At 63.4% G+C, this 12,985-nt stretch carries 17 protein-coding genes and 1 pseudogene; 12 read left to right on the forward strand and 6 right to left on the reverse strand.

Annotated features, from left to right (window positions below):
• Window positions 1–33: 33 nt before the first annotated feature.
• The 4 genes from fmt to ACXAEH_RS16435 all read left to right on the forward strand — a co-directional run bounded on the left by fmt (window position 34) and on the right by ACXAEH_RS16435 (window position 2,593).
• Window positions 34–939 (forward strand): methionyl-tRNA formyltransferase, encoded by a 906-nt coding sequence (gene fmt, locus ACXAEH_RS16420; protein WP_475034274.1) that lies wholly within the window; start codon window positions 34–36, stop codon window positions 937–939.
• Window positions 940–987: 48 nt separating this feature from the next.
• Window positions 988–1,224, forward strand: coding sequence for a hypothetical protein (locus tag ACXAEH_RS16425; RefSeq protein ID WP_475034276.1), 237 nt, complete (start codon window positions 988–990; stop codon window positions 1,222–1,224).
• An 11-nt stretch (window positions 1,225–1,235) separates the two neighbouring features.
• On the forward strand, window positions 1,236–1,472 hold the full coding sequence (locus ACXAEH_RS16430; RefSeq protein ID WP_475034277.1) for a GlsB/YeaQ/YmgE family stress response membrane protein: 237 nt from the start codon (window positions 1,236–1,238) through the stop codon (window positions 1,470–1,472).
• Window positions 1,473–1,600: 128 nt separating this feature from the next.
• The gene (locus ACXAEH_RS16435) at window positions 1,601–2,593 is read left to right on the forward strand and encodes a glycosyltransferase family 2 protein (RefSeq protein WP_475034279.1); all 993 of its coding nucleotides are present in this window, start codon (window positions 1,601–1,603) and stop codon (window positions 2,591–2,593) included.
• Window positions 2,594–2,608: 15 nt separating this feature from the next.
• On the opposite strand, the gene ACXAEH_RS16440 is transcribed toward ACXAEH_RS16435, so the two are convergent.
• From ACXAEH_RS16440 to ispH, 5 genes and pseudogenes are all read right to left on the reverse strand, one after another.
• Window positions 2,609–3,232 (reverse strand): trimeric intracellular cation channel family protein, encoded by a 624-nt coding sequence (locus ACXAEH_RS16440; RefSeq protein WP_475034281.1) that lies wholly within the window; start codon window positions 3,230–3,232, stop codon window positions 2,609–2,611.
• A gap of 16 nt (window positions 3,233–3,248) precedes the next feature.
• Window positions 3,249–3,713 (reverse strand): ribonuclease HI, encoded by a 465-nt coding sequence (gene rnhA / locus ACXAEH_RS16445; protein WP_475034283.1) that lies wholly within the window; start codon window positions 3,711–3,713, stop codon window positions 3,249–3,251.
• The gene (locus ACXAEH_RS16450) at window positions 3,706–4,305 is read right to left on the reverse strand and encodes a class I SAM-dependent DNA methyltransferase (protein ID WP_475034285.1); all 600 of its coding nucleotides are present in this window, start codon (window positions 4,303–4,305) and stop codon (window positions 3,706–3,708) included. The genes rnhA and ACXAEH_RS16450 overlap by 8 nt, the downstream gene beginning before the upstream one ends.
• A gap of 23 nt (window positions 4,306–4,328) precedes the next feature.
• A complete protein-coding gene (locus tag ACXAEH_RS16455) occupies window positions 4,329–4,943 on the reverse strand; it encodes a LysE family translocator (RefSeq protein WP_475034286.1) in 615 nt (204 codons plus the stop codon).
• Window positions 4,944–5,044: 101 nt separating this feature from the next.
• Window positions 5,045–5,996, reverse strand: a pseudogene (gene ispH / locus ACXAEH_RS16460) (4-hydroxy-3-methylbut-2-enyl diphosphate reductase).
• Window positions 5,997–6,136: 140 nt separating this feature from the next.
• Here ispH and ACXAEH_RS16465 point away from each other — a divergent pair.
• Entirely contained in the window at window positions 6,137–6,595 is a 459-nt protein-coding gene (locus ACXAEH_RS16465) for a c-type cytochrome (protein ID WP_475034288.1), read from the forward strand.
• A gap of 66 nt (window positions 6,596–6,661) precedes the next feature.
• Here ACXAEH_RS16465 and ACXAEH_RS16470 read toward each other — a convergent pair whose 3' ends face one another.
• On the reverse strand, window positions 6,662–7,231 hold the full coding sequence (locus tag ACXAEH_RS16470) for a LabA-like NYN domain-containing protein (RefSeq protein ID WP_475034289.1): 570 nt from the start codon (window positions 7,229–7,231) through the stop codon (window positions 6,662–6,664).
• A gap of 136 nt (window positions 7,232–7,367) precedes the next feature.
• Here ACXAEH_RS16470 and folK point away from each other — a divergent pair, with 136 nt between their 5' ends.
• From folK to acpS, 7 genes are all read left to right on the forward strand, one after another.
• The gene (gene folK, locus ACXAEH_RS16475) at window positions 7,368–7,937 is read left to right on the forward strand and encodes a 2-amino-4-hydroxy-6-hydroxymethyldihydropteridine diphosphokinase (protein ID WP_475034291.1); all 570 of its coding nucleotides are present in this window, start codon (window positions 7,368–7,370) and stop codon (window positions 7,935–7,937) included.
• A 93-nt stretch (window positions 7,938–8,030) separates the two neighbouring features.
• On the forward strand, window positions 8,031–8,384 hold the full coding sequence (rpoZ, locus tag ACXAEH_RS16480) for a DNA-directed RNA polymerase subunit omega (protein ID WP_039125464.1): 354 nt from the start codon (window positions 8,031–8,033) through the stop codon (window positions 8,382–8,384).
• Window positions 8,385–8,422: 38 nt separating this feature from the next.
• Window positions 8,423–10,555, forward strand: a complete 2,133-nt coding sequence (locus ACXAEH_RS16485; RefSeq protein ID WP_475034293.1) for a RelA/SpoT family protein — start codon at window positions 8,423–8,425, stop codon at window positions 10,553–10,555.
• Between the two features lie 55 nt (window positions 10,556–10,610).
• Window positions 10,611–11,252, forward strand: coding sequence for a DUF2062 domain-containing protein (locus ACXAEH_RS16490; protein ID WP_475034295.1), 642 nt, complete (start codon window positions 10,611–10,613; stop codon window positions 11,250–11,252).
• A gap of 101 nt (window positions 11,253–11,353) precedes the next feature.
• Complete coding sequence (locus ACXAEH_RS16495; protein ID WP_475034297.1) at window positions 11,354–12,100, forward strand: pyridoxine 5'-phosphate synthase; 747 nt, start codon at window positions 11,354–11,356, stop codon at window positions 12,098–12,100.
• 7 nt (window positions 12,101–12,107) lie between these two features.
• Window positions 12,108–12,527 (forward strand): ABZJ_00895 family protein, encoded by a 420-nt coding sequence (locus ACXAEH_RS16500; RefSeq protein ID WP_475034299.1) that lies wholly within the window; start codon window positions 12,108–12,110, stop codon window positions 12,525–12,527.
• Window positions 12,524–12,955, forward strand: coding sequence for a holo-ACP synthase (gene acpS, locus ACXAEH_RS16505; protein ID WP_475034301.1), 432 nt, complete (start codon window positions 12,524–12,526; stop codon window positions 12,953–12,955). Before ACXAEH_RS16500 ends, acpS begins: the two co-directional genes overlap by 4 nt.
• Window positions 12,956–12,985: the final 30 nt, after the last annotated feature.

The raw sequence follows: 12,985 nt of genomic DNA on the forward strand, positions 1-12,985 counted from the left end.
CGGCAAGGCAGCGGGGCAGGGACGGGAACACTGATGCGCATCATCTTTATGGGAACACCTGATTTCTCGGTGCCGGTGCTGGACGCGCTGGTTGCCGCCGGGCACGAGATTGCCGCCGTTTACTGCCAGCCTCCCCGGCCTGCGGGCCGCGGCAAGAAGGACCGTCCCACCCCCGTCCACGCCCGCGCCGCGGCCCTGGGGCTGGAGGTGCGCCATCCGGTCTCGCTGAAAGGGACGGAGGAGCAGGCGGCTTTTGCGGCGCTGAATGCTGACGTTGCGGTGGTTGTTGCCTATGGGCTGATCCTGCCGCAGGCGGTGCTGGACGCGCCTGTGCATGGCTGCCTGAACATTCACGCCAGCCTTTTGCCGCGCTGGCGCGGGGCGGCACCGATTCACCGGGCGGTGATGGCGGGCGATGCGGAGACCGGCGTCTGCATCATGCAGATGGAGGCCGGGCTCGACACCGGGCCGGTGCTGCTGCGCGAAGCCACAGCAATCGGCGCCGAGGAAACCACTGCCCAGCTGCATGACCGGCTGTCGGAAATGGGGGCTGGGCTGATCGTCGAGGCACTCACCCGCCTGCCGGAACTGATGCCTGAGGTTCAACCGGAAGACGGCGTCATCTACGCCGAAAAGATCGACAAGGCGGAGGCGCAGATCGACTGGACCCGGCCGGCCGTCGAAGTCGACCGCAAGATCCGCGGTCTGTCGCCCTTCCCGGGCGCCTGGTGCGAGGTTGAAGGCCAGCGGGTGAAGCTGTTGGCCTCACGGCTGGCGGAAGGCCAGGGAAATCCCGGCGAAGTGCTTGATGACGGGCTGACCATCGCCTGCGGCGAAGGGGCAGTTCAACTGCTGCGCTTGCAACGGGCAGGCAAAAGCGCGCAGGATCCGGACGTATTCCTGCGCGGCTTCCCGGTGCCCAAGGGCAGCCGCCTGTAACCAGGGCTGTCATCAGGCCTGTAACCAGACTGTAAGCGGAGGCGCGTGATGATCCTGACCCTGATGGGCACCGTGGTGATTGCCGGTATCGTTGGTTATGCCGCTGAGCGCAGCGGCTTCACCAGCAATGGTTATGTGCAATCGATCATCATCTGCACCGGCGGCGCCTTCCTGTTTTTCTTCGTGCGGCTGATGTTCGGCATCGGCTTCAGCGCGCCGGGCTGGAACGCCATCGCCTCTTCGATCGGGGCGCTGGTGATCGTGCCGACCCATTGGCGCAAGTAAGGAGGCCTGACATGCCCATCATTGCCCTGATCATCATTGGCGCCGCGGCCGGTTTCCTTGCCACCCGGCTGATGAAGCTGGACACCGATATCATCACCACGGTTTGCATCGGCATGGCAGGCGCCCTGATCGGCGGGCTGGTGCTGCGGTTCCTGCTGACGGTGATGGGCTTCATGGCCGGTTTTGCCGGCGCTGTTCTGGGTGCGCTGCTGCTGATCTGGCTGTGGCAGCGGTACAGGGGCAAATAGCCCGGCTGCGGCCTGCGGGCCACAGCTTGGAGGAGAAGGCGTAATTTCTGCTGCGCTGCCCGGCTGAATGGTTAATGTAGCGTTAACGACCGCAAAAGCGGCGGACCCGAGGCAGAGAGCATTTGCAGATGACACAGGACAGCACCCGGCAGGGCGCGCCGAAGGTGGTGGTTGTGACCACCATGAAGGATGAAGGCGCCTATATTCTCGATTGGATCAGCCACTACAAGGCAATTGGCGTCAGCGATTTTGTCATTTTCACCAATGACTGCTCGGACCCGACCGACCATATCCTGCGCTGCCTGAACCGGATGGGGGTGGTGCAGCACCGTTTCAACCGGGTGATGCGGCGGGGACCGCATAAAAGCGCGCTGATGTGGGCAGAATACGAACCGGCAGTGGCCGCTGCCGACTGGGTGCTGGTTGTCGACGTTGACGAATACCTGCAGATCAATTCCGGCGACGGCACGCTGCCGGGGCTGCTGGCGGAGCGGGCCGACGCGGATGCGGTTTCGTTCGTGTGGCGGATCTTCGGCAATGCCGGCGTCGCGCAGGTGGACCACCCGCCGGTGCCGCAGGCCTTTACCCGCGCCGAGCCCGAGGCGGGGGTAGCGGGAGAGCACCGCTTCTTCAAGACTGTTCACCGCAATAACGGCAAGTTTGACCGGATGGGGGTGCACCGCCCGTTCCTGGCGGTGCCGCCGCAGGAGGTGAACTGGCAGCTGGCCGATGGCACCCGGCTGCCGGAAGCGGAACTGGAAGGGGCGCTGCATGTGCGCGGCAGCTACGGCTATTCCGCGGCGCAGCTCAACCATTATGCGCTGCGCTCGCGCGACGGCTTCCTGAACAAGAAGGCGCGGGGGCGGGCAAACCATTTCACCTCCTCCATCGAGCCCGGCTATTGGCACAGGTTCGACCGCAACGAGGAGGAGGACCGGCGGCTGGCGGATCATTTCGGCGCGGCGCTGGAGATCAAGGAAGAGCTATTGCGCGATGAGGCGCTGCACGAACAGCACGAGGCGGCGCTGGGCTGGCACCGCCGCAAGGGCCGCAAGGCGCGGATCAGCCAGGAGGGGCAAGCGTTTCTCGGCCTGCTGGATGTCGGCCGGGATGCTGCCTGAGTCCGGCTCAGCTGTTCAGCTGCGCGGCGGCCGGCTTTTGTAGACGGGCAGGTGCCAGCCGAACAGGATGGAGCCGGCCCGCAGGCACCAGCACACGGCGGCACAAGCCAGCAGGGCAAAGCCCAGTTCCAGGCCCAGCCAGATCCCCAGAACCGCGGTGATCGCGCCAGCCATGGCACAGGAGATGTAGAGCTCGCCCTGTTTCAGAACCAAGGGCACCTCATTGCACACCACATCGCGCATCAGGCCGCCCATGGTGCCGGTGGCCATGCCCATCAGAACAGTGATCACCGGCGGGCTGTCCAGTGCAATTGCGGCGCCTGTCCCCGCGGGGACAGCCACGGATAATGCAAAACTGTCGAGCCACACCACCCAGCGCAGGCGGCTTTCCAGCAGATGAGCGGTGAAGAACACCGCCACCGCCGCGCTGGCTGCCAGCAGGATGTAATCCGGGTTGCCGATCCAGAACACCGGGTTGCGGTCCAAGAGCAGGTCGCGCACGGTGCCGCCGCCTAGTGCGGTAAGGCAGGCGACGAAGGCAAAACCGACGATGTCCAGCTGCGCCCGGCTGGCGACCAGCGCGCCGGTCAGCGCAAAGACCAGCACCGAGGCGTAATCCAGCAGCATCAGGAAGGTCATCCGTGCGCCTCACGCATCAGGCGCTTTTCTTCTTCTTGAAAGGCGCCATGCCGGCCCGGGCCAGCTCGTCTGCGCGTTCGTTTTCCGGGTGGCCTGCGTGGCCTTTGACCCATTCCCAGGTCACTTTGTGGCGGGCTTGCGCTTCGTCCAGGCGCTGCCATAGCTCGACATTCTTGACCGGTTTCTTGTTCGAGGTCTTCCAGCCGTTTTTCTTCCAGCCGAAGATCCAGCCGGTAACGCCGTTTTTCACATAGGCCGAGTCGGTGACCACGGTGATCACTGAGGGGCGGGCCAGGCTTTCCAGCGCGTTGATAGCGGCCAAGAGCTCCATCCGGTTGTTGGTGGTCTCTGCCTCGCCGCCCTGCAGTTCTTTTTCTTTTACGATGGTTTCACCATCCATGGCGCGCAAGAGCACTCCCCAGCCGCCAGGGCCGGGATTGCCGGAGCAAGCGCCGTCGGTATAAGCAAATAATTCAGGCATGCGCGGTCAGTACTACGAACTCCTGTTCGGTGCCAGCCAGTCCTTTGCCTTTTCCGCGGCGGTGGCCCAGAACGGTGAAACCGGCGGTTCCGAGATGTCCGCGAAGTTCCTCTTCGCTGTGATAGGCATAGAACCGGCCCAGCTCGTCGCGGCCTTCGCCTTCGCCCAGTTTCATCGCCAGGCACAGGGTGCCGCCGGGTGTCAGCGCGCGGTGCACCGCGGCCAGATGGACGGGGAGCTCGGTGCGGGGCACATGCAGCAGGCTGAAATAGGCCCAGACGCCGTCAAAGACTGCTTCGGCGTCCAGAGCGTGAAATCCTGCGACGATGACATCGATCCCATAGGTCCCGCGGGCTGTATCGGCCATTTCCTGCGAGGCATCCAGAGCGGCAACGCGGTAGCCTGCGTCCCGGAAACGGGCCGCCCACTGGCCGGGGCCGCAGCCGAGATCCAGCAGGGTGCCGTTTTCGGGAAGCCGGGCGGTCATGGCAAGGAAATCAGCCTCTTCCCCTGCGTCCATGCCGCCGGCAAAGCGCTGGGCGTATTCCGCCGCTTGATCGTCATAGACTCCGATCGTTCTGTCATCGCTCATGTGATCATCTCCAAGCCGTCAATTCAGGCGCGTTCCATGGCAAGCCGGGCGGCAAGGCCTGCAAACACCCCGGCAAAGCCGCGGTTCAGCCATTTCAGCACCCGCTCACTGTTCAGAAGGTAGCTGCGGGCCTGGGCGGCGAACAGCCCGTAAAGCACAAAGATGGCAAAGGTCATCACCATGAACACCAGGCCCAGCACCGACATTTCCAGCGTGGCGCTGGCTGGGTTGCCGCTGAGAAAGGGGGGCAGCAGCGCCAGGAAGAACACCGACAGCTTGGGGTTCAGGATATTGATCAGCGCTCCGCGCCAGGCGATTTTCCAGCCGGGCTGGCTGGTGCGTTTGGAGTTTACGGCCAAGGCGCCGCCGCTGCGCAGGGCCTGCCAGGCGAGATACAGCAGATAGGCAACCCCGGCGGCCTTGACGATCTGGAACAGCAGGGCCGAGCTGTGCAGCACGGCCGCCAGGCCCAGGGTTGCGGCGGCAAGGTGCGGGACGATGCCGATGGTGCAGCCAAGTGCCGCCCAGATCGCAGCGCGCCGGCCCTGGCCGAGACCCAGGGCCAGCGTGTAAATGACGCCTGTGCCGGGGGCGAGGACGACGACAAAGGCAGTAATCAGAAAATGAAGGGTAATCATGAATGCGGCTCCAGGGAAAAGTTCAAAGGCTGTCGCGTAGCATGGTTAGCCTGCACCAGCGGCGCAGACTGTGAAACCCTTCTCTTAACTTGAAAGTTTCTTTACGCGGGCACGCGCAGGACGCGGGGCACCTTGAACTCCACTGTTTCGACGGCGGTTTCGACCACTTCGACGGTGACGTCATAGCGCTCGCGGAAGGCGTCGATCACCTCGTTGACCAGCAGTTCCGGTGCGGAGGCGCCCGCGGTTATGGCCACCGAGCGGATGCCCTCCAGCGCGCGCCAGTCGATGTTTTCGGCGCGCTGCACCAGCTGGGCGTAGTCGCAGCCGTTCTTGGCGCCGACTTCGACCAGGCGGCGGGAGTTGGAGGAATTGGGCGCGCCGACCACCAAAAGGGCATCGGCCTTGGGGGCGACCGATTTCACCGCCTCCTGGCGGTTGGTGGTGGCATAACGAGATGTCTTCCTTGTGCGGGCCGGTGATGTTGGGGAAACGCGTCTCCAGCGCTGCCACGATGCCCTTGGTGTCATCCACCGACAGGGTGGTCTGGGTGACATAGGCCAGCTGGTCGGGGTCGCGCACATCGACCGTGGCCACATCCTCGACGGTTTCCACCAGCAGCACCTCGCCATCGGGCAGCTGGCCCATGGTGCCAATGGTTTCGGGGTGGCCCTTGTGGCCGATCATGATCATCTGCAGTCCAGCCTCGGCGTGGCGCTGGGCCTCGATATGGACCTTGGAGACCAGCGGGCAGGTGGCGTCGACATAGACCATTTCGCGCGCCTCGGCGGCGGCGGGCACTGATTTTGGCACGCCGTGGGCGGAGAAGATCACCGGCCGGTCATCGGGGCATTCGTCCAGCTCTTCGACAAAAACCGCACCCTTGTCGCGCAAGGAGTTGACCACGAATTTGTTGTGCACGATCTCATGGCGCACATAGACCGGCGCGCCCCATTTCCCGATCGCCATTTCGACAATCTTGATGGCGCGGTCGACACCGGCGCAAAAGCCGCGCGGGGCAGCGAGGTAGAGGGTCAGGGCTGGCTTGGTCATTGGCGTCTCCTTGCGCAGCAGAGGTAAGCGGTCCGGGCGTCGAGGTCTAGGGCCAGATAGACCTCACGGGTTTGTGATTGGAGCTTCCTGCGGAGGAAGGCGGCAGAGAGCTGCGGGATGGAACAGCAAGAGAGGCAGGCATGAAGCGGATGATTGGCGGCGCTGCCGCAGCGGTGCTGGCGGGCGGTGCTTACTGGCTGGCCGGAACGGATGCACTTGCGTCCGGGATCCTGCCCTACCAGGATCCGGAGGCCGTTAAAGCCGGCGCGGAAATCTATCAGGACTTTTGTGCCAGCTGCCATGGGGCCGGATTGCAAGGAGAGCCCGATTGGCAGCAGCGGGACGCCGAGGGCTATCTGCCTGCGCCGCCGCATGATGCAAGCGGCCATACCTGGCATCACCCGGATGCGCAGCTTCTGGCGATCACCAGATACGGCGTGGAGCCGCTGGCGGGTGAGGGGTACCGCAGCCGCATGGGCGGTTATGAGGGCGTGCTGAGCGAAGAAGAGATGCTGGCGGTGCTGGCCTATATCAAGAGCAGCTGGCCGCCGGACATCATCACCCGCCACAATCAGATCAATGCCCAGGCGGGCGGGTAAGCTCATGTGAACAGGCGCCTCCCCATCGGGCGCCTGATTCTGTATTTGACGCGCGCAGCGGCCGGGTCAGCCGTGGGCCACCGTAGTCGAACGCGGTTCGCTCTGTTCGCGCGGCGGGCGGCCGATCACGTCGCGCAGTTCCTCCAGCTCGATGAAGTTGTCGGCCTGGCGGCGCAAGTCATCCGAGATCATCGGCGGCTGGCTGCGGATGGTCGAGACCACCGAGACGCGCACGCCCTGGCGCTGCAGGCTGGCAATCAGCGGGCGGAAATCCCCATCGCCCGAGAACAGCACGATATGGTCGACCCGCGGCGCCAGTTCCATGGCATCGACAGTAAGTTCGATGTCCATGTTCCCCTTCACTTTGCGGCGGCCCATGCTGTCAGTGTATTCCTTGGCCGGTTTGGTGACCATGGTGAAGCCGTTGTAATGCAGCCAGTCCACCAGAGGCCGGATCGGCGAATACTCGTCATTTTCCAGCAGGGCCGTGTAATAAAAGGCGCGCAACAGCTTGCCGCGGCGCATGAATTCCTGCCGCAGAAGCTTGTAGTCGATGTCAAATCCAAGCGCCTTGGCCGCGGCGTATAGATTCGACCCGTCTATGAACAGCGCGAGCCGTTCGTCTTTGTAAAACATCAAATGTTCCTTCCGGTATATCCGCCTCGGCCGGGAGTCCGTGAGTGAAAGAATGAATTCGGCGAAACGGGTGGACTTAATGTAAGTTATTTGCCATCTGCCGCAAGTATACTGCCATTCTGAAATAGGGTCAAAAATGGCCGCAAACCGGAAAATGTCGCTTATCGCACTTGGCGGCAACCTGCCTGTTGACGCTAATGCGCCTCAAGTCACGCTGTCAAAGGCTATTTCTGCCCTGCAGTCGGAGGACGTCATCCTGCGCAGCGTGTCGCGTTTCTTCCAGACGCCCTGTTTTCCGGCGGGCGCCGGGCCGGATTATGTAAACGCGGCGGCGGCTGTGGAAACCACGCTGCCGGCGGGGGCGCTGCTGGCCCGCCTGCATGAGGTCGAGGCGGAGTTTGCCCGGGTGCGCGACAAGCGCTGGGCAGGGCGCACGCTGGATCTGGACCTGCTGGATTACGGCGGTGCCGTGCTGCCTGATGCGGAGGGTTTTGCCCGCTGGCACGGGCTGCCGCTGGAGAGCCAGATGAAAGAGGCGCCGGGGCAGCTGATCCTGCCGCATCCGCGCATCCAGGACCGGGCCTTTGTGCTGGTGCCGCTGAACGATATTGCGCCGCGCTGGAGCCATCCGGTGCTGAAGAAAACTGTATCTGAAATGCTGGCGGATCTGGCCGCAGGAGAAGTGGCAGAGGTAAAGCCGCTGTAACCCGTCCAATGCGGCGTTTTCCGCCCTTGTCAAGAGAAAGATATGGGCGTAAATGTCTGCCTTCTGGACCCGGAATGAATTGGAGAGTCGCTCATGGCCCGCGTGACGGTTGAAGATTGCGTAGACAAGGTACCCAACCGCTTTGAGCTGGTGATGCTGGCAGCCCACCGCGCCCGCGAGATTTCGGCAGGTGCGCCGATCACCGTTGAGCGTGACAACGACAAGAACCCGGTCGTGTCCCTGCGCGAGATTGCAGACGAGACCCAAAGCGCCGACGATCTGCGCGAGCGTCTGATCGAGAGCAACCAGACCCAGATCGAAGTCGACGAGCCGGAAGAAGATTCCATGGCTCTGCTGATGGGTGCTGACGGCGACAAACCCGCCGAAGACGACATGTCGGAAGAGAAACTGCTGCGCGCACTGATGGAGGCCCAGGGCCAGGGCTGAGGCGCGCGCCTAAAGAATTTTGAGGCTGCGGACCGGACATGATTTCCCCTGAAGACCTGATTGCTCTGGTCCGCAACTACAACCCCAAGACCAATGCGGACAGGATCGCCGAAGCCTATGACTTTGGCGAGCAGATGCATGACGGGCAGTTCCGCCACTCGGGCGAGCCCTATTTCACGCATCCGGTGGCAGTGGCCGCGATCCTGACTGAACAGCGGCTGGATGATGCCACCATCATCACCGCGCTATTGCATGACACCATCGAAGACACCAAGGCCTCCTATGAGGAGGTCGAGCGCCGCTTTGGCGGCGAGGTGGCGATGCTGGTCGATGGTGTCACCAAACTGACCAACCTGCAGCTGTCCAGCCGCGAGACCAAGCAAGCGGAGAACTTCCGCAAGCTGTTCATGGCGATGTCCAAGGACCTGCGGGTGATCCTGGTGAAGCTCGCCGACCGCCTGCACAACATGCGCACCATCAAGGCGATGCGCCCGGAAAAGCAGGCCCAGAAAGCGCGCGAGACCATGGATATCTATGCGCCGCTGGCGGGGCGCATGGGGATGCAGTGGATGCGCGAAGAGCTGGAGGATCTGGCCTTCCGCGTGCTGAACGCCGAGGGGCGCCAGTCGATCATCCGCCGCTTTGTCACCCTGCAGCGCGAAACCGGCGACGTGATCCACCGGATTACCGGTGACATGCGCGGCGAGCTGGAAAAGGCAGGGATCGAGGCCGAGGTATTCGGCCGCGCCAAGAAGCCCTATTCGATCTGGCGCAAGATGCAGGCCAAAGATCAGGGGTTCTCGCGGCTGTCGGATATCTATGGCTTCCGGGTGATCACCCTGTCCGAAGAGGATGCCTACCGGGCGCTGGGCGCGATTCACCAGCGCTGGCGCGCGGTGCCGGGCCGGTTCAAGGACTACATCAGCCAGCCGAAATCGAACGGCTACCGCTCGATCCACACCACGGTGTCGGGCCGTGACGGCAAGCGGGTGGAGGTGCAGATCCGCACCCGGCAGATGCATGATGTGGCGGAAACCGGGGTTGCTGCGCATTGGTCCTACCGGGACGGCGTGCGCTCGGAAAACCCCTTTGCCGTGGACCCGGCCAAATGGATCGCTTCGCTGACCGAGCAGTTCGACGCCGAGGACGACCACAACGAATTCCTCGAGGCTGTGAAGCTCGAGATGTATTCGGACCAGGTGTTCTGCTTTACCCCCAAGGGCGACGTGATCAAGCTGCCCAAGGGCGCGACACCGATCGATTTTGCCTATGCCATCCATACCCGTATCGGCAGCTCCTGCGTCGGCGCCAAGGTGGACGGGATCCGGGTGCCGCTGTGGACCCGGCTGCGCAATGGCCAGTCGGTGGATGTGATCACCGCCGAAGGCCAGACCCCGCAGGTGAGCTGGCTGGAAATTGCGACGACGGGCAAGGCCCGCACCGCCATCCGCCGGAGCTTGCGCGAGGCGGACCGGGCGCGGTTTGTGAAACTGGGCCATGAGCTGGCGCGTTCTGCCTTTGAACATGTCGGCAAGAAAGCCACCGATAAGGCGCTGGAGACCGCGGCGCGGGCCTTGCGGGCCAGCGGCGTTGACGAATTGCTGGCACGGCTGGGTGCTGCGGAGATCACCGCGCATGACGTGGTGCAATCGGTGTACCCTGAGCTGACCACCGGAGATGGCGACGAAATTTCACCGCGCCGGGCGGTGGTCGGCCTGGAGCCGGGCCAGAGCTTTGAGCGTGCGCCCTGCTGCCAGCCGCTGCCAGGTGAGCGTATCATCGGCATCACCTACCGCGGCCGCGGGGTGGTGGTGCATGCGGCCGATTGCGACCGGCTGAGCGAATTCGAGGACCAGGTCGAGCGCTGGGTCGACGTGCAGTGGCACAGCGGCACCCACCCGGCGGCCTATGGCACCACACTGGAGCTGACCATCGGCAATGACGCCGGGGTGCTGGGACGCATTTGCACGTTGATTGGCGAAAAAAAGGCCAATATTTCGGACCTGGAATTTGTCGACAGGAAACCAGACTTTTACCGGCTTATGATCAATGTGGAGCTGCGGGATGTGGAGCAGCTGCACTCGCTTATGCTGACGCTTGAAGCGGAAAGCGATGTTGCCGCGGTTGCGCGGTTCCGGGAACGGCCGGAAGAGCGCCATTTTCCGGGATAAGCCGCTGAAACTCTGAGCCTGAATCTGGGCCGGAAACTGGGAAGGACGCACAGCTTTGGTATTCAGGCGCCGGGACAGACGTCCGCCCCTCCGGGCGCTGGCAGACTTCCTCTGGCCGCGCGGCGGCTGGGGAAGGGCGTTCCTGTATGTCAAGCACCGGGTGCGCCGGCTGCCCGATTCTCCTGAACGCATCGCACGCGGCATCTGGGCCGGTGTGTTTACCACCTTCACGCCGTTTTACGGGCTGCATTTTCTGGTTGCCGCCCTCATTGCCCGGGTGATGAACGGCAATATCCTCGCCTCGCTCAGCGCCACCTTCTTTGGCAATCCGCTGACCTATGTGCCGATCGGGGTGGCGTCCTTGCAAACCGGGCATTGGATCCTGGGGACCGAATTCGACGAGCAGGTCGACAAATCCCTGGTGGGCAAGTTCATGGATGCAGGCAAGGACCTGAAAGACAACCTGTTTGCCCTGTTCATGGATCAGCCGGCAGACTGGCAGGGGCTGCATCTGTTTTATAACGAGGTGTTCTATCCCTACATGATCGGCGGCATCATTCCGGGGATCATTTCGGCCACGGTCTGCTATGTGCTGAGCCTGCCGGCGATCCGGTTCTACCAGCAGCGCCGCCGGGCCAAGATCAAGGCCAAATTCGAGGCGATCAAGCAGCGCGCGGACATTGGCTCCGGCTCCTGATCCTGCCGGATTGTACCATTATTGCCTGTAAGCTTGCTCTTGTGCGCTGTCTGTCTAGTCTTGGGCTAAGGCTTTGACTTCAGACGGATGAGACAGCTTTCATGACACAGAACCAACTGCGGCTGGGTGTGAACATCGACCATGTCGCCACCGTGCGCAATGCCCGCGGCGGCGCCTATCCGGATCCGGTCCGGGCGGCGAAACTGGCCGAGGAGGCGGGCGCCGACGGCATCACCGCGCATCTGCGCGAAGACCGCCGCCATATCACCGATGCCGATATAGACGGGCTGATGGCGGCGCTGACAGTGCCCTTGAACTTTGAGATGGCGGCGACGGAGGAGATGCAGAAGATCGCCCTGCGCCACAAGCCGCACGCGGTCTGCATCGTGCCGGAAAAGCGAGAGGAGCGCACCACCGAGGGCGGGCTGGAAGTGGCGCGCGAGGAGAACCGTCTGGCGCATTACATTGCGCCGCTTCGGGATGCGGGCTGCCGGGTGTCGATCTTCATTGCGGCGGACAAGAAGCAGATCGAGGCCGCGCACCGGATTGGTGCCGAAGTGATCGAACTGCACACCGGCGCTTACTGCGATTTTCACGCCGAGGACAAGTTTGCCGAGCGCGATCGCGAACTTGAAGCGCTGCGCGAAATGTCGGCATTTGCGCATTCGCTGGGGCTGGAGGTTCACGCGGGCCACGGGCTGACATACGATACGGTGCAGCCGGTCGCGGCGTTCCCGGAGGTGAAGGAGCTGAACATCGGCCACTTCCTGATCGGTGAAGCGGTCTTTCGCGGGCTGGTGCCGGCAGTGCAGGAAATGCGCCGGCTGATGGATGAAGCACGGGGGTAACGGGGCAATGCAAGTCAATCTGATCCGCTACGGGCTGTTGTGGATGGCTGCCTCAGTTGGGATGATGCTGCTGGCGCTGTTGCTGTCGCAATTCGGGATGGATATGCCGGCCGGGCTGGCGACCGTGCTGCCGCCGATGTTTGCCTCGGTCATGGAGGGGTTGCGGATTGCGCGGGAGACCCGCGCGCCTCTGGCGGGCAAGGCCGCCTGGGTCAATGCGGCGGCAATGACTGGCGTTGTGGCCATTCTGACCACCGCCCAGCTGCCGCTGTTCTGGAACAACCCGGTGCTCGCCGAGGCGCGGGAAACGATACCGTTCGTGTTCCTTGCGGGTGTTTTCTGCGTGTTGCTGGCGGTGGTGCTGATGATCAACCGCCTGTTCCTGGGCCACGGCATCAAACTGGGGCTGAAGCGGCTGGAAGAATGATCCTGGGCGTTGGAACCGACCTTGCCAATATCGAGCGGATCCAGCGGACGCTGGACCGCTTTGGCGACAGGTTCCGCAACCGGGTCTTTACCGAAGTTGAACAGCGCAAGGCTGAGCGGCGGCGCGATGTGGCGGGCACTTATGCCAAGCGCTGGGCCGCCAAGGAGGCCTGTTCCAAGGCGCTGGGCACGGGATTGCGGATGGGGATTGCCTGGAAGGACATGGCGGTCTCCAACCTGCGCAGCGGTCAGCCGGTGATGCAAGTGACCGGCTGGGCGGCCGAGCGCCTGCGCGAGATGACCCCGCCCGGCCATGAGGCGGTAATCCACGTGACTTTGACCGACGATCACCCCTGGGCGCAGGCCTTTGTGGTGATCGAAGCGCGCCCCAAGGCGGAAGACCCCGCGGAAACGCCCTCTGGAACTTGACTTGCCCCCCTCAGCCCCGCATGTAGCCCC

The sequence above is a fragment of the Leisingera sp. ABM4_060 genome (assembly GCF_056158765.1).

Excerpts from the sequence above, each read along its gene's own strand:
- fmt (WP_475034274.1), top strand. The coding sequence starts at position 34 with ATGCGCATCATCTTTATGGGAACACCTGATTTCTCGGTGCCGGTGCTG.
- ACXAEH_RS16425 (WP_475034276.1), top strand. The coding sequence starts at position 988 with ATGATCCTGACCCTGATGGGCACCGTGGTGATTGCCGGTATCGTTGGT.
- ACXAEH_RS16430 (WP_475034277.1), top strand. The coding sequence starts at position 1,236 with ATGCCCATCATTGCCCTGATCATCATTGGCGCCGCGGCCGGTTTCCTT.
- ACXAEH_RS16435 (WP_475034279.1), top strand. The coding sequence starts at position 1,601 with ATGACACAGGACAGCACCCGGCAGGGCGCGCCGAAGGTGGTGGTTGTG.
- ACXAEH_RS16440 (WP_475034281.1), bottom strand. The coding sequence starts at position 3,232 with ATGACCTTCCTGATGCTGCTGGATTACGCCTCGGTGCTGGTCTTTGCG.
- rnhA (WP_475034283.1), bottom strand. The coding sequence starts at position 3,713 with ATGCCTGAATTATTTGCTTATACCGACGGCGCTTGCTCCGGCAATCCC.
- ACXAEH_RS16450 (WP_475034285.1), bottom strand. The coding sequence starts at position 4,305 with ATGAGCGATGACAGAACGATCGGAGTCTATGACGATCAAGCGGCGGAA.
- ACXAEH_RS16455 (WP_475034286.1), bottom strand. The coding sequence starts at position 4,943 with ATGATTACCCTTCATTTTCTGATTACTGCCTTTGTCGTCGTCCTCGCC.
- ACXAEH_RS16465 (WP_475034288.1), top strand. The coding sequence starts at position 6,137 with ATGAAGCGGATGATTGGCGGCGCTGCCGCAGCGGTGCTGGCGGGCGGT.
- ACXAEH_RS16470 (WP_475034289.1), bottom strand. The coding sequence starts at position 7,231 with ATGTTTTACAAAGACGAACGGCTCGCGCTGTTCATAGACGGGTCGAAT.
- folK (WP_475034291.1), top strand. The coding sequence starts at position 7,368 with ATGGCCGCAAACCGGAAAATGTCGCTTATCGCACTTGGCGGCAACCTG.
- rpoZ (WP_039125464.1), top strand. The coding sequence starts at position 8,031 with ATGGCCCGCGTGACGGTTGAAGATTGCGTAGACAAGGTACCCAACCGC.
- ACXAEH_RS16485 (WP_475034293.1), top strand. The coding sequence starts at position 8,423 with ATGATTTCCCCTGAAGACCTGATTGCTCTGGTCCGCAACTACAACCCC.
- ACXAEH_RS16495 (WP_475034297.1), top strand. The coding sequence starts at position 11,354 with ATGACACAGAACCAACTGCGGCTGGGTGTGAACATCGACCATGTCGCC.
- ACXAEH_RS16500 (WP_475034299.1), top strand. The coding sequence starts at position 12,108 with ATGCAAGTCAATCTGATCCGCTACGGGCTGTTGTGGATGGCTGCCTCA.
- acpS (WP_475034301.1), top strand. The coding sequence starts at position 12,524 with ATGATCCTGGGCGTTGGAACCGACCTTGCCAATATCGAGCGGATCCAG.